This window comes from Halalkalibacter urbisdiaboli (assembly GCF_002156385.1).
GTDB classification, from domain to species: Bacteria; Bacillota; Bacilli; order Bacillales; family Bacillaceae_D; genus Halalkalibacter_A; species Halalkalibacter_A urbisdiaboli.
The window spans coordinates 668,311-692,315 of sequence record NZ_MVJM01000003.1 but is presented as its reverse complement, the minus strand read 5'-3'; the positions used below and the strand labels follow the sequence as shown (position 1 = coordinate 692,315).

At 38.1% G+C, this 24,005-nt stretch carries 30 protein-coding genes and 1 pseudogene; 7 read left to right on the top strand and 24 right to left on the bottom strand.

Annotation, left to right across the window (positions count from 1 at the left end):
- Positions 1-5: 5 nt before the first annotated feature.
- A complete protein-coding gene (locus tag B1R93_RS17785) occupies positions 6-443 on the top strand; it encodes an Hsp20/alpha crystallin family protein (protein WP_165763866.1) in 438 nt (145 codons plus the stop codon).
- Between the two features lie 12 nt (positions 444-455).
- Positions 456-797 (top strand): YppG family protein, encoded by a 342-nt coding sequence (locus B1R93_RS17780; RefSeq protein ID WP_088105289.1) that lies wholly within the window; start codon positions 456-458, stop codon positions 795-797.
- Between the two features lie 2 nt (positions 798-799).
- Here the strand turns inward: B1R93_RS17780 and B1R93_RS17775 are convergent, their stop codons facing one another.
- The 5 genes from B1R93_RS17775 to metA form a co-directional block, all read right to left on the bottom strand.
- Positions 800-1,000, bottom strand: coding sequence for a hypothetical protein (locus tag B1R93_RS17775; RefSeq protein WP_088105288.1), 201 nt, complete (start codon positions 998-1,000; stop codon positions 800-802).
- 356 nt (positions 1,001-1,356) lie between these two features.
- Positions 1,357-2,529: an MFS transporter gene (locus B1R93_RS17770; RefSeq protein WP_088105287.1), complete on the bottom strand. Its 1,173-nt coding sequence runs from the start codon at positions 2,527-2,529 to the stop codon at positions 1,357-1,359.
- A gap of 228 nt (positions 2,530-2,757) precedes the next feature.
- The gene (locus B1R93_RS17765) at positions 2,758-3,975 is read right to left on the bottom strand and encodes an EAL domain-containing protein (protein ID WP_088105286.1); all 1,218 of its coding nucleotides are present in this window, start codon (positions 3,973-3,975) and stop codon (positions 2,758-2,760) included.
- A gap of 184 nt (positions 3,976-4,159) precedes the next feature.
- Complete coding sequence (locus tag B1R93_RS17760) at positions 4,160-5,002, bottom strand: alpha/beta fold hydrolase (RefSeq protein ID WP_088105285.1); 843 nt, start codon at positions 5,000-5,002, stop codon at positions 4,160-4,162.
- A gap of 404 nt (positions 5,003-5,406) precedes the next feature.
- Complete coding sequence (metA, locus tag B1R93_RS17755; protein WP_088105284.1) at positions 5,407-6,318, bottom strand: homoserine O-acetyltransferase MetA; 912 nt, start codon at positions 6,316-6,318, stop codon at positions 5,407-5,409.
- 236 nt (positions 6,319-6,554) lie between these two features.
- Here metA and B1R93_RS17750 point away from each other — a divergent pair, with 236 nt between their 5' ends.
- Entirely contained in the window at positions 6,555-7,220 is a 666-nt protein-coding gene (locus B1R93_RS17750) for a reverse transcriptase-like protein (protein ID WP_088105283.1), read from the top strand.
- A 79-nt stretch (positions 7,221-7,299) separates the two neighbouring features.
- On the opposite strand, the gene B1R93_RS17745 is transcribed toward B1R93_RS17750, so the two are convergent.
- The 7 genes from B1R93_RS17745 to B1R93_RS17715 form a co-directional block, all read right to left on the bottom strand.
- Complete coding sequence (locus B1R93_RS17745) at positions 7,300-8,163, bottom strand: PHP domain-containing protein (protein ID WP_088105282.1); 864 nt, start codon at positions 8,161-8,163, stop codon at positions 7,300-7,302.
- A gap of 18 nt (positions 8,164-8,181) precedes the next feature.
- Positions 8,182-8,655 (bottom strand): DUF4352 domain-containing protein, encoded by a 474-nt coding sequence (locus B1R93_RS17740; protein ID WP_088105281.1) that lies wholly within the window; start codon positions 8,653-8,655, stop codon positions 8,182-8,184.
- A gap of 94 nt (positions 8,656-8,749) precedes the next feature.
- Positions 8,750-9,580, bottom strand: coding sequence for an ammonia-dependent NAD(+) synthetase (nadE, locus tag B1R93_RS17735; RefSeq protein WP_088105280.1), 831 nt, complete (start codon positions 9,578-9,580; stop codon positions 8,750-8,752).
- Between the two features lie 28 nt (positions 9,581-9,608).
- A complete protein-coding gene (locus B1R93_RS17730) occupies positions 9,609-9,914 on the bottom strand; it encodes a hypothetical protein (protein ID WP_088105279.1) in 306 nt (101 codons plus the stop codon).
- Between the two features lie 38 nt (positions 9,915-9,952).
- Positions 9,953-10,213, bottom strand: a complete 261-nt coding sequence (locus B1R93_RS17725) for a hypothetical protein (protein ID WP_088105278.1) — start codon at positions 10,211-10,213, stop codon at positions 9,953-9,955.
- A 165-nt stretch (positions 10,214-10,378) separates the two neighbouring features.
- The gene (tlp, locus tag B1R93_RS17720; protein ID WP_088105277.1) at positions 10,379-10,606 is read right to left on the bottom strand and encodes a small acid-soluble spore protein Tlp; all 228 of its coding nucleotides are present in this window, start codon (positions 10,604-10,606) and stop codon (positions 10,379-10,381) included.
- Positions 10,607-10,665: 59 nt separating this feature from the next.
- Positions 10,666-11,109, bottom strand: a complete 444-nt coding sequence (locus tag B1R93_RS17715; RefSeq protein ID WP_425348974.1) for an acyl-CoA thioesterase — start codon at positions 11,107-11,109, stop codon at positions 10,666-10,668.
- 102 nt (positions 11,110-11,211) lie between these two features.
- Here B1R93_RS17715 and B1R93_RS17710 point away from each other — a divergent pair, with 102 nt between their 5' ends.
- Positions 11,212-11,862: a TVP38/TMEM64 family protein gene (locus tag B1R93_RS17710; RefSeq protein ID WP_088105275.1), complete on the top strand. Its 651-nt coding sequence runs from the start codon at positions 11,212-11,214 to the stop codon at positions 11,860-11,862.
- Between the two features lie 19 nt (positions 11,863-11,881).
- Here B1R93_RS17710 and B1R93_RS17705 read toward each other — a convergent pair whose 3' ends face one another.
- From B1R93_RS17705 to acnA, 7 genes are all read right to left on the bottom strand, one after another.
- A complete protein-coding gene (locus tag B1R93_RS17705; protein ID WP_088105274.1) occupies positions 11,882-12,346 on the bottom strand; it encodes a VanZ family protein in 465 nt (154 codons plus the stop codon).
- Between the two features lie 160 nt (positions 12,347-12,506).
- Positions 12,507-12,647, bottom strand: a complete 141-nt coding sequence (locus B1R93_RS17700; RefSeq protein ID WP_088105273.1) for an acid-soluble spore protein N — start codon at positions 12,645-12,647, stop codon at positions 12,507-12,509.
- 65 nt (positions 12,648-12,712) lie between these two features.
- A complete protein-coding gene (locus tag B1R93_RS17695) occupies positions 12,713-12,841 on the bottom strand; it encodes an FbpB family small basic protein (RefSeq protein ID WP_088105272.1) in 129 nt (42 codons plus the stop codon).
- Positions 12,842-12,898: 57 nt separating this feature from the next.
- A complete protein-coding gene (locus tag B1R93_RS17690; RefSeq protein ID WP_088105271.1) occupies positions 12,899-13,618 on the bottom strand; it encodes a DUF421 domain-containing protein in 720 nt (239 codons plus the stop codon).
- A gap of 61 nt (positions 13,619-13,679) precedes the next feature.
- Entirely contained in the window at positions 13,680-13,886 is a 207-nt protein-coding gene (locus tag B1R93_RS17685; protein ID WP_088105270.1) for a DUF1657 domain-containing protein, read from the bottom strand.
- Between the two features lie 11 nt (positions 13,887-13,897).
- Positions 13,898-14,041 (bottom strand): hypothetical protein, encoded by a 144-nt coding sequence (locus B1R93_RS23100; protein WP_165763865.1) that lies wholly within the window; start codon positions 14,039-14,041, stop codon positions 13,898-13,900.
- A 146-nt stretch (positions 14,042-14,187) separates the two neighbouring features.
- Positions 14,188-16,902, bottom strand: a complete 2,715-nt coding sequence (acnA, locus tag B1R93_RS17680) for an aconitate hydratase AcnA (protein ID WP_088105269.1) — start codon at positions 16,900-16,902, stop codon at positions 14,188-14,190.
- A gap of 421 nt (positions 16,903-17,323) precedes the next feature.
- Between acnA and sspO the strand changes: the two genes are divergently transcribed.
- Together sspO and B1R93_RS17670 are read left to right on the top strand one after the other, a co-directional pair.
- Positions 17,324-17,485 (top strand): small acid-soluble spore protein O, encoded by a 162-nt coding sequence (gene sspO / locus B1R93_RS17675; protein WP_088105268.1) that lies wholly within the window; start codon positions 17,324-17,326, stop codon positions 17,483-17,485.
- 16 nt (positions 17,486-17,501) lie between these two features.
- Positions 17,502-17,630 (top strand): small acid-soluble spore protein P, encoded by a 129-nt coding sequence (locus tag B1R93_RS17670; protein WP_088105267.1) that lies wholly within the window; start codon positions 17,502-17,504, stop codon positions 17,628-17,630.
- 66 nt (positions 17,631-17,696) lie between these two features.
- Here B1R93_RS17670 and B1R93_RS17665 read toward each other — a convergent pair whose 3' ends face one another.
- The 3 genes and pseudogenes from B1R93_RS17665 to B1R93_RS17655 form a co-directional block, all read right to left on the bottom strand.
- Positions 17,697-18,188: an acyl-CoA thioesterase gene (locus tag B1R93_RS17665; RefSeq protein WP_088105266.1), complete on the bottom strand. Its 492-nt coding sequence runs from the start codon at positions 18,186-18,188 to the stop codon at positions 17,697-17,699.
- A gap of 15 nt (positions 18,189-18,203) precedes the next feature.
- A complete protein-coding gene (gene selA, locus B1R93_RS17660) occupies positions 18,204-19,592 on the bottom strand; it encodes an L-seryl-tRNA(Sec) selenium transferase (RefSeq protein ID WP_088105265.1) in 1,389 nt (462 codons plus the stop codon).
- 51 nt (positions 19,593-19,643) lie between these two features.
- Positions 19,644-19,835, bottom strand: a pseudogene (locus B1R93_RS17655) (Rdx family protein); the annotation flags it as partial.
- A 207-nt stretch (positions 19,836-20,042) separates the two neighbouring features.
- Here B1R93_RS17655 and selD point away from each other — a divergent pair.
- Positions 20,043-21,077 (top strand): selenide, water dikinase SelD, encoded by a 1,035-nt coding sequence (selD, locus tag B1R93_RS17650; protein ID WP_342587538.1) that lies wholly within the window; start codon positions 20,043-20,045, stop codon positions 21,075-21,077.
- Positions 21,078-21,128: 51 nt separating this feature from the next.
- Here the strand turns inward: selD and B1R93_RS17645 are convergent, their stop codons facing one another.
- Together B1R93_RS17645 and B1R93_RS17640 are read right to left on the bottom strand one after the other, a co-directional pair.
- Positions 21,129-21,623 carry a ferritin gene (locus tag B1R93_RS17645; protein WP_088105262.1) on the bottom strand — a complete coding sequence of 165 codons (495 nt, stop codon included), beginning with the start codon at positions 21,621-21,623 and terminating at the stop codon, positions 21,129-21,131.
- A gap of 185 nt (positions 21,624-21,808) precedes the next feature.
- Complete coding sequence (locus B1R93_RS17640; protein WP_088105261.1) at positions 21,809-23,791, bottom strand: beta-galactosidase; 1,983 nt, start codon at positions 23,789-23,791, stop codon at positions 21,809-21,811.
- Positions 23,792-24,005: the final 214 nt, after the last annotated feature.

Here is a 24,005-nt window from a genome sequence, read left to right as displayed (position 1 = left end):
TGACGATGTCTTCTGAAAAGCAACCAAAGCCAAAAAAGCTTCCGACAGGCTATCGAGACATCTTGAAGTCAATTGATGATTTTTTTCAACAAACGTATCAACACCTGCAAGAAATTCCTCTATTCGATCATCCAATTCCAATTAGAGTTTATGAACAAAGTGATTATTTATTAATTGAAGCGGAACTTCCCGGTGTTGACAAACAACAAATACATCTTGATATTTATCGTCAATCGGTTCGAATTCAAGTCAATCATAGTGAGCAGGTTCAAATTAACAACGAGAAAAATGACATCGTTGAAAAGCGTGAGTCAACCCAAGTACGAGAGCGTATAATTCCGATTCCTTTTTCAATAGAGAAAAAGGATGTGAAAGCTGCGTATCGTAACGGACTTCTAAAAATTAAAATTCCGAACAAACGTCAAAATATTCAAATTGATTAAGGAGGTTATCTTATGTTTGGACCACAACGACCAAGGCAGCATCCACAAAGGCCATATACTCAACAGCCACATCTATATTCCCATCCTCAAATGGGAGCAAATCGTCCTCAGCAACCACCTCATTGGGGAATGCCAGGGCAGCAGCATCCACCATTTATGCAGCAAGGTCAACAGATGATGCAATATCAACAAATGGCTCCTCAAAAGCCATCATTGTTTAAATCCGCCTTTATGTCAGAGGACGGAAAATTTGATATGGGGAAAACCGTCAACACTGTTGATCAAGTCGTAAAAACCGTTCATCAAGTTTCCCCTCTTGTTAAACAAGTAGGATCATTCTTTATTAAAAAATAATCCTATTTTTTCAAACGTAGACCATAGGCAAGGGTCTGATTTGAATTGATCATTTTTAAACCTTGTGAAGGATTAAAATCAATTTTCAAATAACCGCCAATCTCATCATATGCTTTCAAATCATAGATAAATAGGATCTTGTCGATTAATACTTCTGTATCATGCGGTCTCGGCTCATCCAGAGCGAGATAAAACTCAATCATTGTACTTCATTCAAATGTGTCTCTCGCGACAATCCGCACGGCACGTTCATCGTTGATCGTGCCTTTTAAATGATCTAAAGCAGGGTCCGTCACAATAATATTCATAATGCACCCCCTTCCTTGTTTTATTTTACCATGCATCCTGTGATTTAGTCCTTATTCGAAGCGTGAAAGAATCATCCGCGTTAATCATTTAGTTCGTTCTTTCTACTTCCAGGCTGTCCGGCTCCTTTGTGAAAACGAATCATAAGGGTTTTAGCATAAACCGTCTCCTCACCTATTTCTATCCTACCTTTTTACATATAATCAGATCAATCCGTCTCGTTCAGAAAAAAACACCCATGATAGGAAGCAGATTATGCTCCTAATGAGTGCTCACTCGCAATTGAAGGTTTATACATTTTTTGAAAAACAGTTAAGCTAATGGCTCCAAGTAGGGCAGTCGTTCCGATCGTAACATAGAGTACTGGAAGACCAAACACTTCAATCATCCAACCGCCAACTAACGACCCAAAAATTCCACAAACCCCTAAAGAAACCGTCAAAAATAAAAGGTGTCCAGTAGCTTGTAACTGTTCGGGAACTAATTTACTTACAAATTGGAGCCCACCAATATAAAAAAGACCAAAGCAAATTCCATGTGTAAGCTGTAATGGCAGGATCATCCACGGTACAGTAATGACACTCATAATAAACCAACGAGTACCATAAAGCAGCCCTGAAGCAATCATTAACGTTATCGGTTTCCATCGATGAAGCCACATTCCACTTGTTGCGAAAACAGCGGCTTCAGTCGCTACGCCGATAAACCAACTCCAGCCAATTAACGATTCTGGTCCACCTAATTCCATAATGTAGATGCCTAAGAAACTATCATTCGTCCGATGACTAATTGAAATTAACATTGCACATGGAAAAAACAGCAGTAGGGCTGGATTTAAGCCTACTCTCAATGCACTTAAGATTGTCACAGGTTTATTTGTAACAGTAATATCCTTTAACGTGAATGCTAACACAGACGCAATGAATGCCATAACGAGCATCAGGATCATCGCATGTTGAACCCCTATAACCATTAAGATATAACCTGCAATGAGCGATGTACTTGCAAACCCTAACGATCCCCACATCCGAATCCGCCCAAAGCTAATCTTTTTATCGCTTGCCGTTCTTTGAGACAAGCTATCTCCTAATGCCGTACTAGACGATAAGAAAAGAAACAAAACGAACATCATCACTAAGTAGCCGTTAAATGAATCCATAAATATAAAAACAAATCCTGTCGTTAAAACCCCGAGTAATGTTAACAGTATCATCCGCTTAATTGTTTTATATTTATCGCTCATGTAGCCCCATATCGGCTGTGCAATAATTGTTGCAAATGGACCTACTGCCATTAACATTCCTACTTGACTTCCAGATAACCCTTCTTCACGAAAAAAAACTGGAATGTAGCTGTTGACAATGGTCATCGCAGAATAGACAAAAAATAAATATGCCATTAACCGGTAGACAGACCGAAATTCCATGGTGGTAGTCCCCCTTTTATTCGATTCCCGAAATATTTCACCCTTTCTAAGGATACTCCTTTCCACTTTAACTTTCTAGTTTTTTTTGAAATAAATTGGTATAGCGAAATTTACAAGTTACAAGGAAAGCCAGCGCTACCTTCCCTATAAAAAGGACATTCTCAAAAAAAGAAGGATATAAATGAATAAAAATACCTCTATCATCTAAGATGACTGAGGTATTCCTTTTTACAATAATCCATCTTGTTCAAATAAAAAATCATAGGGGATGTCTAAGAATAGGTACAGAGACTCAGAGATTGGATAGGAATATGTTCGAATTCGTTCATCTCGATCAATATCAGTGTACAAATCCGAAAGAATCCCTCTTTTCTCTACATTCATCCGTACAATATTTTCAAGAAAATAAGGCCGCCAGCTCCAATTTTTATATCGACCTTCTTCTATAAGCACCCAATCATTTTCACGTCGTTTTTCAGCATTTGAAGATTGTTGAAAACCCTCTTCGTTACAAATATATATTCTAAATGCAAATGGATTACAATCTTTTGCAACCTTCATAATCATTTCGTCATACGAGTCTTGTTCACTAATTTTCTTCATTAAGGCTTTTAGTTGTTGATTTAACTGATTACTTAATGCTAACTGTGCCTCCATTTTCCTACGTTCAAACACAATAAAATGATGAAACTCCTTCTGCATTTTTTCTTTACAAATAGCAGAATTCACAAATTTAGGAACTGGTCTCATTAAGTAAAAGCCTTGGTAATAACGTCCACCATTACGCCACGCGTAATTAAGTTGGTTAAAATTCGAAATTCCCTCAAACAGCAATGTTGCACCAATTTTCCGTGAAAGCATGGCTAGGGAATGATGAACTTCACGATACAAATGAGGTAATTCTTCAGCCTCCATAAAGGTGACGTTCACCTTAACAATGTTTGGTTTCAACATTGCAATTTGGTCGAGGTTCGTATTAGACTGACCAAGATCATCAATCGCAATTCGAATACCCATATTTTGTAAATATGCGAGTAAATGCTTAATATCGTCTAAATGATTAGAGACTTCTTCTTCCTTAAGCTCAAGAACAATTTGATTTAGATTTAGGCCTTTTTCTCGATAAGGCTCGATACGTTTAAGTAACGTTTCTCCATTATCTTTCAACAATAAGTTCGCGTCATAATTAAAAAAAAGAACATCTTTTTGCTCTGTTTCCAAAAATGCATCTAGCGCTTTTTTTTGCATGTGATCATCAAGCTCTAATCGAAAATCATCAGGTATGGATTTATCTTGAAAAAACCAACCAAGTTTTTCGACCCCTTCTTCCGTTTCCATGCGGGCAAGTACTTCGTAACCCACGACCAACTGTTTATCAGCACTTATGATTGGCTGATAATAAGGAATTACTTTTTCTTTATTCATCATGACATCTAACGGGTCCATTGTTCCACCTCCAAAACCAAGCGATCACTATTTTATTATAGCACAAACTTTCGGATAATCATGGAAAAGAAGCTGGACCTTTAAAAGGGGTGACGCAAAAAAAGAGGATACTGAAAAGGTTGATTTTACCTTTCAGTACCCTCCAAGCAAGTGCGAAGCCGTTGCTATTTAATCAAGCCACTATTTACCTTTTTAGTGGATTCTGCAAAAAACGCTTAATTTTTTGAGACACCTCTTTTGGTCGTTCCTCTGGCACTAAATGTCCTGTTTTCTTAAAGGAAAAAAACTGTGATCTGGGTAAATCACTTGCTAGTCGTTTTCCTATACGTACTGGGATAATTTTATCTTCTTCCCCCCACAAAATAAGGCATGGCTGCGATATCATTTGTAGTTCACTTGCCGTTAAATCCCCTTCCCTTTGCCGAACTAAACAAATTAATGAATCATAAAAAGCTTCCTCATTAAAAGGACGGCTGTACTCTCGAACGACGTCATCACTCACCATTTTTTTATTGTATACAACTTGATTTATTGCCTTTTTATAATCTTTTTTCTGAAGCCATCTTCTTATAAACGTTTGTGCAAATGGAAGATACGTTGCGTAAACATATGAGCGTTTCACACGTTTTAAATAACCTGAGCTTGAAAGGAGAACAATGTAATTTACTAGGTTAGGAAATTTCTTTGCTGTATAAAGGGCAACCTGTCCACCCATAGAATGGCCAATTAATGTTACATTTGTTAACGCCATATGTGTAATAAAAGCTGCGATTAAATTCGAGTAATTATCGAAGGAATAACGAAAGTCATGTCTTTTTGCACTTCGACCAAATCCCGGTAAATCAACTGTAATAATATCATATTTCTTTCGTAAATAAGGAATAAGCGCTCGAAAACTATAACTTGATGACACAAAGCCATGAATCATTAACAGTACACCATGACTTCGACGAGAGCACTTATACAACTCATAATACACATCTGTATTAAGCAAATATAACGTCGTTTTTTCAGTTGCTTCTCTCATACATCAACCTCCCATCACTGCCGTTTATTTTTCATATTGTTAGAATGGTCCTCATGTACAATATAGGCAACTCGAAAGTATGAATTCATCATTCTCATTTATATTTATGTTAGGTGTAGGAGGCTCTGTTTACATGTCTAGCAATCCACCCCAAATATTTATTGACATGTGTTATATGGATTAATTTGTACGGTTTTAATTGCCAACATGCATACGATAAATGAGTATTTTAAAACAACAACCGCAATTGAAGCTGTTTTGTTGGAATTTAAATGCGTAGCTTATAAGAAGAAGTGATTATATACCCGCTCCGTAAACAGCTAGACATTCAAAAACGCATTGTTATAACTCAGTAGAAATACAACAAGATAAAGAGCAGCTCGTTTAACAAGCTGCTCTTTCTGTTATTTGGATAAATCGTACGGTGTTTCCTGGTATACATAGTAGTTTAACCAATTTGAAAAAAGTAAATTACTATGAGCTCTCCAACGCAGGCGTGGTTCTTGTGTTACATCATCTTTCGGAAAATAATTTTGAGGAATCGTAATATTCAACCCTTTTTGAACATCACGTTCGTACTCATCTCTTAACGTACAGGCATCATACTCAGAATGGCCTGTAACAAAAATTTGCTTACCGTTTTTTGAGGCAACAATGTATACACCGGCTTGTTCAGACATACTTAATATTTCAATATCTGGAACTTCTCTAATATCTTCTGCACGCACATCGGTATGCCTTGAGTGTGGTGCTAAAAACTCATCATCAAAACCACGTAAAAGCTTGCGATTTGGAATTTCAACTGTATGTGGAAAAATACCAAATAATTTTTGGTCTAACCGATATTTGCCAACGCCATAATGATGATATAGTCCAGCTTGTGCCCCCCAGCAAATATGAAGCGTGGACGTCACATTTTGAACACTCCAGTCCATGATTTGCTTTAATTCTTCCCAATAATCAACCGCTTCAAATTCAAAACGTTCAACAGGGGCTCCCGTTATTATCATTCCGTCAAATTTTTGCGATTTCACTTCATCAATCGTTTTATAAAACGATTTAAGATGTTCATGCGAAGTGTTCTTCGATACATGCGTGTCTGGATACATGAAAGATACATCTACTTGCAACGGTGAGTTTCCGAGTAAACGTAATAACTGAGTTTCAGTCGTTTCCTTAATCGGCATCAAGTTTAAAATGACAATTTTTAAAGGTCGTATGTCTTGACTGTAGGCACGACTTTCATCCATCACAAAGATATTTTCTGAATTTAAGATTTCTTTTGCCGGTAAGTGATCTGGGATTCTAATTGGCATTTTCTCTCTACTCCTTTGTCTCTCTTAGTCATCTATTTGTATGTAACAATTATTTTCTTCAAATACTAAGATAAAAACATAAGCTTGTCTTTTTATGCTACGTAAAAGAATACACGATGTTTGGTAAAACATAAAGGATATTCTTTTATATTGTCGAAGACGTTCTATGTAATTATTTAAAATATCATGATTTTAATGGATTCGCAATCATTATTTTGATGAAAAGAGTTGATGATATGAATGTTCGGATCGAATGGACGTATCGAGAGCCAAAACGTAAACGAGAGTATTTTATGAAAAGTGAACAGATTCCTTTAGGGGAGGCTTTACAGCTTGCTGAGGATTTAGAAAAAACAGGCCGGTTAAAAGAACTTACCTTCTATGACGAACAAGATACAAGCTGGACAAAAAAAGATTTATTACGCTATTTAAAGAAATTTGAAACCGAACCTCATGACATCTATGCTTATTTTGACGGTGGCTTCGATATCCAGTCAAAACAGGCAGGACTAGGAATCGTTATCTATTATACACAACACCATAAAAAATGGCGTATCCGTCATAATCAAAAGATTGATTTACTACTTGATAATAATGAAGCAGAATATGCTGCGCTTTCCTTACTCTATGATAAATTAGAGGAGCTAGGTGTTCACCATCAACCCATTGTAATCCATGCAGATTCCATGGTTGTTGTAAATCAAGCTTCTGGTGAATGGCCTTGCTTTGAAGAGAACTACATCCCTTGGCTGGAGCGTATTGAGCAAAAAGTAAAAAAGCTCGGCTTAACACCTTCATATGAGCTGCTTGAACGTCAATTAAATAAGGAAGCGGATCAATTAGCATCGCAAGCATTAAAAAATGTTGAAATTTCAAGCGTACTTGAACAAGTTCAAGGGTAATCACTTAGATATTGCAAATTCACAAAATGAAGGCCGAATTTAAGGGATTCCCTTAAATTCGGCCTTCTCAAGATGACTTTTAATGATTTTCAAGGCGCTCCATTACTTGTAATGCAAATGTATCTTCTAGTCTCGTCACACCAAGTGGTTCTGGAACCCTTCCATAATCTTCGTGATGAAAATCCGAACCACCAGTACGAAGCAAAGTTACTCCTAGTTCTTCTTCAATTTGTTTACAAAGGGATTCATAGCGAACTTTATCCTCGTCGCTATGATCACGATGGTAGACTTCTATTCCATCTAATCCCCAATCCCTTACCCATGTACCGATGAAATCGTCTAGGTCATAGTAGATTGGATGAGCAACAATCGCGAATCCACCCGTTTGATGAATCCAGTCAATCGCTTCTTTAATTGTCATTTCCTTTTCTTTCGCAACGTAACATGACTTTCCCTCCGCTAAATACCGCTCAAATGCTTCGGATACAGTGTTTACATAACCATGATCAATTAATGCTTTCGCAACGTGGGGACGCCCAATACTCCCTCCATCGACATATTTTAATACATCTGCAGCTTTCACGTCTAACTCAACTTTCTCAAGTTTATCGAGCATTGTATCAAGCCTTCTTCGTCTAATGTTACGCTGTTCCACTAACATTTGACGCAGTTGCTGATTTTTCCAGTCAAAGCCATAGCCTAAAATATGAACGCTTTTCCCTTGAAATTTTGTCGAGAACTCAATTCCAGGAATCACTGTAATTCCAAGATTCTCTCCCACTATAATTGCTTCTTCGATTCCTTCAACTGTATCATGGTCAGTTAATGAAATAATCTCAAGGCCAACTTCTGCACATTTATGAAGGAGCTCTTTCGGGGAGTAACCACCATCAGATGCTGTTGAATGCATATGAAGATCACTATTTTTTTTAAACGTTCGCATCCGTTCCTTCCTTTCAAGTTAAAGCTTAATATCCCAAGTAACCTGCCCTGTCCGTAAATGATCTGTGTAAACAAACGTATAGTTTGTACCAATTGGGACCTCAAAGGCAACTTCACCTCGTTTAATGCTTTCTGGGTGAATTTGCCCACTTAAAATCCCCTTTGTTTCAATATTAGAAGAATAGTTATACGCATAATTCTCCTCATCAACTAATGTTAGCTTAAACATCGAAAATTCATACACTGATTCACGTGTATTTTCTATAGTTAAATCAACAATGACAAAATGAGTATCTGCCTTTTCACTCGGCTCCGTTCGTACATGATTAACAGTTAAAATTAACCCATTTATTTCATTGCTCATAGACTGGTTAGTCTCTTTTAACGTTTGCTGAGTAACGGCCTGAGAGAACTTATTACTGATCATCCCGTATCCAATTAATCCAATTAAACAAAAACTAAGGCATATTAAAACAAACACTTTCCCCTTCATAGCAGTTCCTCTCCTCAACGATGTTTATCTTGATCGTCTCTCGTTTGACGATAGTACTTATTTTATGAAATACGGAAAAGGTTGATGATAGGTATTAAGACTTCCACCAAGCATCATATATCGTCACAGGTAAATGTCGTTTATGCTCTGTCATGTTGTATCTACCTTCAATTTTGTTCTTAATTGATTCTTCTACCTTTTTTCCTTCAAGATAGTCATCAAGTTGTTCATATGTCATTCCTAAAGCAACTTCGTCAGGTAAACCTGGTTTATCATCTTCTAAGTCAGCAGTCGGTGCTTTTTTATAAAGGTGTTCAGGAGCATCTAGCTCAATTAATAACGCTTTTCCTTGTCGCTTTGTTAACCCAAACAACGGAGCAATGTCACATGCACCGTCCCCGTGCTTTGTGAAGAAACCGGTAATCGCTTCAGCTGCATGATCTGTTCCAATCACGAGACAACCAAAGTGGGCCCCTATATCATATTGCACCTTCATGCGTTCTCTCGCCTTCGTATTGCCTTTGTTAAATACTGAAAGCTCCTCGTTTGTTGCTTGTTGAAAAGCAGCAACGGACGCATCTACAGCAGGCTTGATGTTGACAGTCACGACACGAGAAGGCTCTATAAATTTTATCGCATCCTGGGCATCCGCTTCATCCTGCTGTTCACCATACGGAAGGCGTACTGCGATAAATTGGTATTCAACCGTATCCTGTTCTCCATTTAATTCATTTACAGCTTGCTGTGCCAATTTCCCCGCAAGTGTCGAGTCTTGTCCACCGGATAAACCTAGTACATATCCATTTGCTTTCGTATGAAGTAGATAATCCTTTAAAAAATCAACTCGCAGTTGAATTTGTTCACGAGCATTGATTTCAGGCTTTGTATTCAAATCATCAATAATTTGCTGTTGGTTTTTTTTCATCGTTCATCCTCCTAATCCACGCTTGAAATTAATGCTTGTTTATTAAACGCTCAAGCTGAATTTCAATCCCTTCTTGCTTTAATATATCTTGTTGTTTCTCTCCAAGTAAATCAAAATGAGGAAAAGGGTGTCGATTATGTAACCATTCTTGTTTTAGACCGTATGCCCTCCCCCAAGCAAGAAGCTTTCTGACATCAGCACAAGCTACCTTCGTAACAGTTTTGCAAGTTGGAAACCGGTCATCTAACCAATAATGAGTAAGGAAGGCGATTTCTCCTCTTAACGCTTTATCCTTCCATTGCTGAAGGTCTTTTTTGTTAATACCAAGCGCCACTTTGAATCACCAGCTTTCAACTTATCACATCTATTCTATCATACCATGTTAAACCATTTTTTTCTTCTTTGAAGCTGTGCTGTCTTTTCATACTGTACTAATCGAATTCGTTGCAATACATCATGCGTTTTTACTGGATGCTTCTCTATTTCGTTTTTCCGCTTCATGACGTCTGCTTCTACCATTCGGTCAAGAGACTCCAGTGCTAATGCACGAATATGTGGATTATCAGAACTCATCTGTTTAACGACAACTGCAAATTTAGACCACTCTATATCATTCTCCGAGTATATAGCCATGTTATCGTCCCCCTTATTTTTTTGTTATCATCTTATTCCCCCTTCTTCATCTTAATCCTTTGATTTAAATTGTAGTTTTTCGTCTTTAATTAGCGAGTGAACTCACTTTACATACTTTCAGCAAAAAAAATAGCCAGGTAATAACCCGGCTATTGCTGCAAAAAACTATTTGTACCCGTTTTTTCTGTCAGACATTTCATCTGCGATTTCAGCCTCAAAGCTGTCAATACTTTGCTGACGACGATTGTTCTTTTCTTGAATCGCTCGTTTTTCTGCTTTTGTCAAATCCGTATTAGCCATTGTTTCTTCTGCAGCCTCAATATTGTGCGCTGTCTGTTCCTTCATTGTTTGCAACTTCTCAACATTGTCGTTTCGGTTATCTGGCTTAGCCACTGTGAATCCTCCTCTATATTTTACTACCTATTTAGTATGAGAATTCAAATAACGATTATTCATTTCTGTTTTATCGTCTCGTACACTTCATGCCACTTTGGTAAATTTTTACGCATTGAAATAGGACGAAAGGTTTCTTTTTTCACACAAACGTGTGTGCTTGAGCCAGTAGCACAAAGCTTCCCTTCTTGATTTAGTACTTCATATTGATAAGTAACACGGATCCCATCGTAGTTTTCAACCCATGTCTTTACCGATACTGCCTCACCATAGGTTGCAGGATATTTATAGGAAACTTGAATATCTGTTACCGGAGATAAAATTCCTTCTTTCTCCATCTCAGCATAATTAAAACCGATTTCCCTAATTAGCTGCGTCCTTCCTAGCTCAAACCAGACAACATAGTTGGAATGATGAACAACTCCCATTTGGTCTGTCTCTGCATAGCGTACCTCAATCTTTGTTTCTGTCAAATGCACCCTTACTCCCCCTTTTTTGAACATTTTAACACATGCATCATTGCAACATTCAACAAATTTCTGACATTCAAGAGAGAATGCTTTATCTATTTAAGAAATATGAGAAAATACTGATAGGAGGACGTTATGTTAAAAAAGCTCATTGTACTTTTTACTTATTTACTCATGGCTTTACTAATTTATTTATATGGAGAAAGTCTTCTCGACTGGATCCGAACAGGAGGCACTGATTATCTCCTTGTTACAACCGTTTTGGCTATGACATTTGCGCTGTTTCCGATTATTCCCTATCCTATCATTGGAGGGATCCTAGGTGCTACCTATGGTCCATTTCTAGGAAGTATGATTACATGGCTTGGGTCATCCCTCGCATCAGTTATGATGTTTGTTTTTGTTAGATATGGGTACCAAGATTGGGGGCAAGCGATACTTTCCCGTTATCAAACACTTTCTAAAGTAACACACCTATTTGAACGAAATGGTTTTATGGCTGTTTTTATCTTTCGTTTACTACCCGTAGTCCCTTCAATTGTTGTGAACATATATTCAGCAGTAAGCAAACTCTCATTCATAAGCTATACGATTGCCTCATCAATTGGGAAAATTCCCGCGATGATATTATTCGCTGTAATTGGTAATACACTTTTCACCAATCCAGGACAATTACTCTTTATTGTTATTAGCTATGGGATTTTTCTAGCTATTGTTTACGCCTGTTATCGCATAGTTAACAAGCTTCAATTAGCAAAACACAATAGGTTGCCCAAAAGGTCATAACACCTTGAGGACAACCTATTTAAACTTGAAAAACAACAATTCTTTTCTTCACCCATGATATGATTAAATAGAATATAGTTCCTATAAACGTACCCGATGAATTTAAAATGACATCATCAATATTTGAAACACGTTGGGTAAATAAAAACTGGCAGACCTCGATAAAGAGCGAGGTTGAAAACCCAATGATAAAGACGACACTAATATGTTGCAAGCGTCTAATAGTTAAAGGTAATAAAAAACCTAAAGGGATAAATAAAATGACATTTCCAAGTAATATTCGAATAGGATCCATGACATCTTGACTAAACACTGCAATTCGATAAATACTTCGAAAAGGAGTGAGGTTGTAATTTCTCCCGCCAGGTCCAACAGGCCCAAGAGAAGCTCCATAATTCCAAGCAAAAAGTGTTACATAAAAAAGCGCAAGGACATATAATCCGAGTATTACATAGAGGAATGTCTTCCGATGCTTTCTTATCATTCAGACACATCCTTTGTTCCACCTTCTCCCTCCATTATTTCCTTTTCTCCTTAGAATGACAAGCCATTTTTCTCGACAAGTTTTTACTAACATAGATTCGACAGCAAGCCTAATTATATTTAAACAAAAAAGGCCCTTCGCAATGCGAAGAGCTCGATTATTAACCTTTTGGAGGAATGTAATCAGGCTGTTGATTCCCTTTTGTCGCCATCTTTTTACCACCATTTGCATCAGAAGCACGTGGTTGTGTCCCTAAGTGGTCGGGTCTGAATCTGGCATGGTTATGCTGTGTTTTTTTCATTAAAAATCCCTCCTCGATTTTATTTTGTGCAATAACGAGAGAGTTAAACCAACCACTATTTGTTTTTATTTTGCCTTAGTATGGCGTTCCTCCCATTGTTCTTCAAGACGCTCAAGCGCTTGTCTATCCTTTAATAAACGTTCTTTATTTTCTCTTACTAGTTCCTCAAATGTTAATTTTCTGACTCTTCTCATAAGAAAACACTCCTTGTTCTTTTTAACCATTTTGTCGAAAAAGGAGTGAATTTATACTTAATTTGTTTTCTTTTTTTCTTTTGGACTAATGAAAATATTTCCTATTTCATCAATCGTCATACAAAAAATTTCCTTTGGATTTGCATATCCGTGCTTATGAATTTCTGTTCTTAACCAATCAACCGTACCGAATTTCTTTACATTTGCATCTATTATATGTCCATCTTCAATTAATACAGATGGATATCCCTTCGAAGGTGTTGACATTTGAAGGTCATTTGGTGTTACAGAATCGTAAGCAGACTTTTTAATGACACTAATATCACCGTTCATCTCTAATATTGCGTACTCAACCTCATTTAAATCGGTTGCACTTTTTAGCCTAAGATCCATCATAAATGATTCCAGTGTAATACGTGCTTTTTTTAATTGTTCATGTAAAATGACACCATGCCTCATTAAAATAATCGGTTCATCCTCTAATACACGTCTTAAACGAGGAGCTCTAAGTGCAACAAGTGTAAGAGATACATGCAGTGTAGCAACTAAGGCTGCCGCTGAAAATGGACCAGCTAATGGTGCTTCTCCATCTGCTAATGGTTCTCCTAAAATATCCCCGATGACAACGCCAAATATAAAGTCTAGAGGCTCAATGGCATTCATTGAACGTTGCCCTATAATTTTAACTAGGATAAAAATATAAAGATACACGATAACCGCTCTAATAAGAAAACCTGAAATTGGAAGTGTTTCTGATCCAGTCCAAAATTCGAACAAGTGAATCACCTGCTTTTAAATCATATCGTATAAGGAAAGGTATAATAACCTTTCCCTTCGTTTAATTTTGATTAAATTGTGGTTCTTCCTGTAACACTTGCTGATAACGCCCTTCAAGCATCGTTACAATGTTTTTTTGTTGCTCTGCTAACTGTTGAAACATCGATTTGGCTTGTTGATTCTGTGTTTCAAGTGCAAACTGTGTTAAACTTGCTTCTACACTTTGTGCAGAGGCTATCGCTTGCTGTATTTGTGTTTGAACAGTCATAACCGACTCCTTTATCCTTTGAAGTTTCGATTCATTTTTTCGGCTTCTCTATCTGCATACGTCTCAAATTCTGTTTCTGGATGATTGTCTTTTCCTTGCTTTTTGGCATTATTATTGCGCTGTGCGTTTGGATTACCCTTTTTCTGACGACCCATTTCTATCCCTCACTTTCTTATTCTTCATTGGTAGCTTGCTCAAATCTTCATCAGTTATGAATTCTTTTTTTATTTTTAATACGGTACGTGAAATTTTTAATTATAAAGAAAAACAATCCGCAAAAATGCGGATTGTTTTCTTTATATTATGCTAAACGGTTACGAAGAACCATTTGAAGGATACCACCATGACGATAGTAATCAACATCTACTTCACTATCGAAACGAACGAGTGCTTCAAATTCCGTTTTCTTTCCGTTTTCATCTGTTGCCACAACTTTAACGATGTCACGTGGCTTAACATCATTTGATAATTGAACATCAAATGATTCTTTACCTGTTAATCCTAAAGATTCTGCACTGTCACCCTCTAAGAACTGAAGTGGAAGTACACCCATAAGAACAAGGTTGCTACGGTGAATACGCTCATAGCTTTCTGCAATAACTGTCTTAATACCTAATAGGTTTGTACCTTTAGCAGCCCAGTCACGTGAGCTTCCCATTCCGTAATCCTTACCTGCAAGGATAGCAAGACCTGTTCCATCTTCTTTGTACTTCATTGCAGCATCATAAATTGATGTTACTTCACCAGTAGGCCAGTATGTTGTGAATCCACCTTCAGTACCAGGAGCAACTTGGTTACGAATACGGATATTCGCAAATGTACCACGCATCATAACTTCGTGGTGACCACGACGCGATCCGTAAGAGTTGAAATCTTTTGGCTCAACACCTTTAGACATTAAGTACTTACCAGCAGGCGTATCTTTACCGATTGCACCAGCAGGAGAAATATGGTCAGTTGTAACAGTGTCACCAAATTTACCGATAACACGAAGACCTGATAATGGCTTAATATCTTCTGGTTCAGCAGATAATCCTTCAAAGAACGGAGGATTTGCAATGTATGTTGAATCTTCATCCCACTGATAAAGTGAATCTTCAGTCGTAGAAATTTCATTCCAACGAGCATTACTATTGAATACTTCATCATATTCACGACGGAATAGCTCAGGTGTTACTGTTGATTGAACTACTTCTTTAATTTCTGCAGCTGAAGGCCAGATATCTTTAAAGAAGACATCATTTCCGTCTTTATCCTTACCTAAAGAATCATTTTGAAGGTCTACATCAACAGTTCCTGCTAACGCATAAGCAACAACTAGCGGTGGTGACGCTAAGTAGTTCGCTTTTACTAACGGATGAATACGCCCCTCAAAGTTACGGTTACCAGAAAGTACAGACGTTACTGTTAAGTCGTTTTCTGCAACCGCCGCTTCGATTTCATCCTCTAAAGGACCTGAGTTACCAATACATGTTGTACAGCCATAACCAACAATATTAAAGCCGAGCTTTTCCATATATGGAAGAAGGCCAGAATCTGTTAAGTAACCTGTAACAACCTTTGAACCAGGAGCTAATGACGTTTTAACGAACTCAGGAACTTCTAAACCTTTTTCAACAGCCTTTTTCGCAACAAGCCCTGCTCCGATAAGAACATAAGGGTTTGAAGTGTTCGTACAGCTTGTAATAGCCGCAATTGCAATTGAACCAGTTTTCATAACTGTTTCACGACCATCCTTGAAGCTAACCTTCACTTCTTTCTTAAATTCTTCCTCTGAAAGTCCAAGCCCTTGTGTTCCTTGTGGTGCTACAACAGCTTTGCGGAAAGAATCTTGCATTTCAGTTAATGGTACAAGATCTTGTGGGCGTTTAGGACCAGAAAGGTTTGCCACAATTTCAGAAAGGTCAATCTCAACCACACTTGTATATGTTGGATCAGGTGTTTCACCTGGTACATAAAATAAGCCATTTGCCTTACTGTACTCTTCAACAAGCTTAATTTGCTCTTCAGAACGACCTGTAAGACGTAGATAGTTTAGTGCTTCTTCATCAACTGGGAAGAAACCACATGTTGCACCATATTCTGGAGCCATGTTTGAAATTGTTGCACGATCAGCAAGTGGCATTACTGCTAGACCAGGACCGTAGAATTCAACAAACTTACCTACTACCTTTTTCTCACGTAAAACTTGTGTAACTTTTAGCGCTACGTCTGTTGCTGTTGTTCCACTTGGAAGAGAACCTGTGAATTTAACACCGATAACTTCTGGAACTGGGAAGTATGAAGGTTGGCCAAGCATACCAGCTTCTGCTTCAATACCACCAACACCCCATCCAAGTACACCAATACCGTTAATCATTGTTGTATGAGAATCAGTACCTACAAGTGTATCTGGAAATGCAATCGTTTCCCCGTCTTTTTCAAGAGAATGAACAACGTTTGCTAAATACTCAAGGTTAACTTGGTGAACAATCCCTGTTGCTGGTGGAACGGCACGATAGTTATCAAATGCTTTTTTTGCCCAGCTAAGGAACTTATAACGCTCTTCATTACGTTGGAATTCTAGGTTCATGTTAAAGTCTAATGAATCATCTGTACCTGCTTTATCAACTTGTACAGAGTGGTCAATAACTAAGTCTACAGGGATTTCAGGGTTAATTTGGTCAGGGTTACCACCCATATCAGCCATAGCCTTACGTAGTGCTGCAAGGTCAACAACCGTTGGAACACCTGTGAAGTCTTGTAAAATAACACGTGATGGCTTGAAAGGAACATCAACGTCAGCACTCTGCTCAGCAGTTCCCCACTTCGCTAGGTTTTCTACATGTTCTTTTTTAATGAAATAATCATCATACTGACGTAGAACAGATTCTAATAACACCTTTACCGAATATGGTAGCTTCGACACCTGTCCAATACCAGCATCTTCTAAAGCTTGCAATGAATAATAATTATACGTTTTTCCGTCTACTGAAAAAGACGAACGAGCCTTAAAAACATCATTACTCTTTGACATATGTATACCCTCCTTCTCAAAACTATCATACCGCATGCGGCACAACTTGTCTAAATCTATCTATATTGGAATGAAGCCTTACTACATTAGAAAGCGCTTTATAGTTGCCACACTCCTTCTCTAGAATAGCAAAAATCAAGAAAAGAATAAATGAATTTTTAAAATTTTATTGATTGTATTTTTCGAAAAAAATAGTACTTCGAAACCAATTAGAATAAAAAACTAAGGTTTTTGAAAGAAAAACCGAACATTAGGACAAATCCCCATCCGAAATAAAGGCTTTTTCAAAGAAAAACAAAATCCCCACTTCACTGTCGTTCGTCTACACCCATTATTCCTCAAACTAGTCTTATATATTACAAATGCAACGAATGATCCTTTTTTATCGACACAAACTATATGTATGATGGAGGTGATAACAATGACGAGAAAAAAAGCAAATCACGTAAGACCGGGGATGAATGACGCTAAAGCACAAGGGAAAGACACAGGGTTATCATCACAAGTAATGGAAGAGATGGGTAATGAACCACTAACGGAAATGCAAAGACAAAACAATAAAAAAACGAAGAAACGTCAATAGTCTGGAGGGAATGTTCATGACAGAGCATAACACATATAAAGATCAAAGAAGGAATTCACCAAAAGGTCAATATTCAGCTAGCCAGCCTGAACCATTAAGTGGTTCAAAAAAAGTGAAAATCAGGAACCAAAAAGGCGGCCACTAAAAAAATTCCTTTCATGTAGCTTTCTAAAAAGGAACGGCACCTCTAACAATTGGTGCCGTTCCTTTTTCATTTATCCTCTTGGTGCTTTAAACTTTCTTCTCGTCTTTTTTTCCTTGAGTGATACCGATCTTCAGCCTGATCGTAATGCCATTTCTCCTCATCCGTTTCCGGAATAACTGGAACGACTGTGATTGGCTTCCCTTCATCATTTAAAGCAACAAAGGTTAAATAAGACGTTGCTGTGAGTCTCCGTTCTCCAGTTTGGAGATCTTCTGCTTCGACCTTCACAAATACCTCCATTGATGTTCTTCTTGTATACGTAACAATCCCTTCGATACAAATTGCCTCTCCTGTGCGGATAGGTGAAATAAAATCAAAACTATCACTTGAAGCCGTTACGACAGATCTTCGTGAATGTCGCATTGCTGCGATACTAGCGACTTTATCAACGTACGCCATCACATTCCCCCCGAACATCGTTCCAAGATGATTAGTATCAGGTGGTAACACAAGATCAGTTAAAATCGTTTTTGATTGGGAAGCTGGTTTACCTTTCATGGTGACATTCCCCTTTCACGAGTTCGTCGGTTCAAACTCCTGCAATCGAACGAGTAAATCAACCGATTCCTTATCATCAATTGTACGAAAATCAAGAGCAATACAATTCTCTTTCAACCGAGTCACAACAGCAGGATTTCCCATACGTAACTGTTCATGAAGATTCTGGGCTTTAATGTGTTCATTCGACAATAATAACAAATACGTATTAAGTTCAACTGCTGGCATCGTGCCACCACCGACCATAGAAACATCTTTAATAAGCTCAGTATTCCAAACCTTTGATAATTTTTCACGGAAATGCTCGGCCTTTTCTTTAATTTCATCCTCGGTTAATAATATCGCCTTCATCGTAGGAAGCTGCTTTGCTTGCTTTTCATCTTGATATGCCTTAAACGTTGCTTCCAGGGCAGCAAGTGTCATTTTATCAACACGAAGAACTCGTGCTAGCTGATGCTTTTTTAATTTTTGAATCCAGCGTTTCTTCCCAGCAATAATTCCAGCTTGAGGACCACCAAGAAGTTTATCACCACTAAAGGTAACGATGTCTGCACCTTGTTGAAGGCTTTCTTTCACAGTCGGCTCTTCACCTATTTGATATGTTCTTAAGTCAAATAGCGCGCCACTTCCTAAATCCTCGTATAATAGTATATCCTTCGATTGAGTTAAAGGTGCTAACTGCTTAGCTGCTACATCACTTGTAAACCCGATCGTTTTGAAATTACTAGTATGAACTTTCATAATCATTGCTGTATTTTCAGTGATCGCTTGTTCGTAATCGTAGAAATGAGTTTTATTTGTTGTTCCCACTTCAACAAGAGATGCACCACTTTCCTCCATTATTGAGGATACGCGAAAAGAACCACCTATCTCAACTAATTCTCCTCTTGATACAATGACCTCTTTATCACGAGCAAGAGCTTTTAAAACAAGATAGACTGCAGCCGCATTATTGTTTACGACCATTGCGGCTTCAGCACCTGTAACTTGTTTTACTAAATCTTCGATGATATCATGCCTTGAGCCTCTTTGCCCCTTTTCCAAATTATATTCTAAATTTGAATAATTTCCTGCAACATCAATCACTTGGTCAATCGCTTCTTGAGAAAGCTTTGCGCGCCCAAGATTTGTATGTAAAACAGTACCTGTTGCATTAATAACTCGCTGTAAATTCGTTGTATTGTAAGCAGTAAGTCTTTCTTTTACCTTTTCAAAAATAATATTCGTGATCAGTGAAGATTCAATCGACAGACCTTGCAATAGTTCCTGTCTTAGCTCGGATACAGACGCTTGAATCCACTCTGTTACTAACTCAACTGAAAAACCTTTATTTAATAAATCGCTACTCCTCGAGTCCTGTTGTAACTCGTGAATAGCTGGAATTTGACGTAATAATGTATTCAACAAAATGCCACCCTTCTTCAGCCTAGTAAAAGCACTGAAGAAGGGCTCTTACTAAGCGTCCATCGCTTCTATTTGTTTTATAACTGCTTGTGGATCAGGAAACTCACCTGTTTCCTTCTTTGAATAAACCTTTTCATCGTTAACCGTAACTTCAAACACTCCGCCAGAACTTGTGATAAGTTTAACCTCTTCAACCTTACCACGAAAATGCTCCAATAATTCGTCCGTGAAACTCACGGCTTTAGGTGCATAGTTTCACATCATACAAAATTCAACAGATACTTTATAGCCCATTCAAATCAAACTCCTTTACAGATTTTTCTCCTCTATTGTAGGATAATATGAGGACGGATGCAAAAATTCCGCTCTCAATAGCCAAACTATTATCGAGAAGTAAACGTTTCTCTTTGAATGATAACTTAGGAGGTGTCCTAATTGGACAAACAAGAAATGATTCGTCTCACATCATTTTCAACGAAAGCTGGTTGAGGATGCAAAATTGGTCCTGAAGACCTGTCGCAAGTTTTGCGACATTTACCGAAGCAAACACATGACTCAAATTTATTAGTTGGCCTTGATACGTCCGATGATGCTGGTGCTTATCGCTTAACTGACGACCTAGCTATGATTCAAACAGTCGACTATTTTACCCCCGTTGTCGATGACCCTTATATGTTTGGGCAAATCGCAGCCGCAAATGCATTAAGTGACGTTTATGCAATGGGTGGAAAACCTACAACGGTTATGAATATTGTTGGCTTTCCTATTAAAAAGCTTCCACCTGAAATGCTCGCTGATATATTACGTGGCGCAGCAGATAAAACAAAAGAAGCAGGGGCTGTTATTGTCGGTGGACATTCTATCGACGATCAAGAACCAAAGTTCGGATTATCCGTTACAGGCCTTGCCCATCCTGACCGCATTTTTAAAAACGTCGGGGCCAAACCGGGCGATGTACTCGTATTAACCAAACCAATTGGAGTAGGTATTTTAACTACTGGAATTAAACGTGAAGCTGTAACACCGGAGCAAGAAGCTGCTGTAACCGAAACGATGGCTTTACTAAATAAACATGCTGCTGAACATTTAGAGCAACTACACCCTCATGCTGTTACAGATGTTACTGGCTTTGGTTTATTAGGCCACAGTTTTGAAATGGCAAAAGGTAGTGATGTCACGTTTGAAATTGATGTGAAAAATGTTCCGATGCTTGATGGGACACAAGAGCTTGCAGAAAAGGGAATCATTCCTGGGGGCTCGAAAGCAAATGAACGTTGGCTTGCCGACTCAGTTTTTTATTCGGAAACAGTCACAGACGTGGAGAAAAGCATTTTATGTGATGCAATTACATCTGGTGGGCTACTCATTAGCCTAACGGAAGACGAGGCAAACTCCTATGTGAACGCGATGCATGGTGACGAAGCGCACGCGACAATAATCGGACGAGTTGTTGAGAAAGGTGAACATGCAATAAAAGTAATGTAACTTAGATTATAAAAGGACGCTTGGGTGACAAGCGTCCTTTTGTTTCTATCATTAATGCATTTTCCGTTCAGCAAATTCTTTATCCATCATCATAAAGTAGTCACCGCCAACACTTATGCCAGAAAGTTTTTGAATAATATCACGGAATAGTTCCTCTTCTTCCACTTGCTCATCAACAAACCAATGTAAAAATTGGATCGTCGCATGCTCCTTATGTTCCGTCGCAAGATCCATGATAGCATAAATACTTCGGGTTACTGCTTGCTCCTGTTCAAGTGATTGCTTCGCGATATGTAATGGACTTTCATGCATATTATTTGGAGCAGTAAGAGCTTTGAAATGTGGACGCTCTCCCATTGAAACAAGGAAGTGATAAAACTTCATCGCATGAAAACGTTCTTCCTCAGCTTGGACCATATAAAAATTAGCAAAACCATGATAGCCATGTGCTGAAAAGTATGAAGCCATAGCTAGGTAGGAGTGTGCTGCTTCAAATTCATAGTTCATTTGATTATTTAGAGCTGTAACAATTTCTTTCGGTAACATCTTCTCATCCCTCCAATTCATGTCGTTAAAAACACATTATCATAAATGTGCAGAAATTTCCTCCTTATCCCTTCACCAATTCGTTTCTTGTTTATCATTTGCGAAATATATGGTTTTTTGACACCGTTCAACAAAACAAGCTATCAGTCGCTATCATTAAGATAGCAACTGATAGCTTGTAGCTATTATCGCAATTCAATTACACGATACTCGTACGGACCAACGTTTATTTCTCCTTTTGATATACGTTCATGACTGAGTCCATCAACCGCATTTGAAGGAAGTGTAACCGTTCCCCCTTTACCGTCCATATTAATGACAAACCATGTTTCGAAGTCTTCATTGACTCGTGGCGCAACAATGGTTCCATTTGTCACGGCTTGTGAAGGAATATCTGCTTCATTCGAATAATGCTTTATCATTTTCTTTAATAGACTATCTCCCGCTTCACCTATTGGCAATGCTCCTAGCATGACCACTTTCCCGTCACCTATTTTATATTCTGTGATAAACGCTTTTCCTTCTGATACACCACCTTCTACTGTACCAACTGCCGTTTTTTCATCATATTCAAAAATCGTACTCCATAAACCTAATGGTGCTTTTTCTCCAAAGGCGTTGCCAATTGCCCCTGTTCCGTCCATTGGATACGTGTATAATGCTTCGACACCGACTTTTTCTTCTAGGTCACCCAAGGCCGCATTCGTGTGTATCGTATGTTCTCCCGTTCTACCACCACTAAGCGGACCAACAACCCACGTCCCCCCTGCTTCAACAAATGCTATCGCTTTATCAATGTATTCCTTAGAGATATATTGAACAAAAGGTGTAAACAAAAGCTTATATCCTTCTAAACTAGCATTCTCAGGAATCACATCCCGATGAATTCCTAATGAAACTACTCTTTCATAGAAACTCGTAATTAATCCGCGATAATCTAATCCTTGATGAGGTTCTGTTTGTAGAAACACTTTTGCCCTATCTGAATAAGTAACAGCTACTTCGGGCTGCTTAGGTCTTGTTGTTACGATAAAAGGCTCAATTTTCTTTCTCATTTCTTCAACAGCTAACACATTTTGATAACCAACAGTCGGTTTTCCCCATGCACTTATGACAGAGCCATGTGGCTGCTCACAACCAGCCCGCTGCTGTCTCCATAACCAATAACAGAACGCTTCGGCTCCTAATGCATATGCAGCCACCGCTTCAGCTCTTAAATAGCCATTTGCATGTGGACTGGCATAGCTTTCTAAAGAGGCAGCATAGGAAGTACTTGTTTCCATAATCCAAAAATCGCGACCACGTTTAAAATTACGCCACAAATCACAATTCATTAAGTAACTCGCCTTGTTTTCCTGTGTTGCATACGTATCGAACGAAGCAAAGTCCAAGTTCTTAAACAATCGCTCATTATCTACAGCAAAAGGAATGTTACTGTTATGTGTAATGGGTGCATCCGAATATTTACGAATCAGTTCAGCTTGACTATCCGAAAACTCTGCGATTTTCTCCATTGAAAAAAGTCGATACATTGTACTCAAAGAAGAGTTATGTAAAAATGGAGCTGGTCCAGGCTGCGGTACTTGTTCGAAGCTATGATAATATTCACTCCAAATTTTCGTTCCCCATGCCTCATTTAATTTCTCAACAGTTCCATAACGTTCTTTTAGCCACTCATGCCATAGTGATTTACACGTCTTACACATACATTCACTAACATGGCATTTAAATTCATTATCAATCTGCCATCCAATTAAACCTGGTAGATTTCCTACCGCTTTTGCAATATGCTCCGTAATGATGTTCGCTTTTTCACGAAAGTAAGCGTTATTCGTACAAGCATGTTGTCGTGATCCATGCCCCATCACCTTCCCATCCTGATCGATATACATTCGTTCAGGATGACCATGGGTAAACCAAATTGGTGGTGTCGGCGTCGGTGTACACATAACCGTTTCAATCCCATTGTCATAAAGTTCTTTGATTACGTTTACAAAAAAATCTAAATCGATATTCCCTTCTTCAGGCTCCATCGTATGCCATGCAAATTCACCGATACGCACAACATTTATACCAGCTTCCTTCATTAGCATAATATCCTGTTCAATAATCTCTTCGCTCCAAAGTTCCGGATAATAGGCCGCTCCGTGATATAACCTTTTGCCCATTAAAACTCACCTCATTAATTAAATAAATTAATAAACTATTCTTCTATCTTACCATTTTTATAGAAAAAATGTAGTCACTACCCTAAGATTTTTCTATATCATTTTTCATCGATTAAGCATTGTCTTTAAAAAATCATTGTCAATACGGTAAATAATAATCCTTACCTTCTCTTTTTTTGCTTTACCATACATTTTTGCATTTAAATTTTTTCAA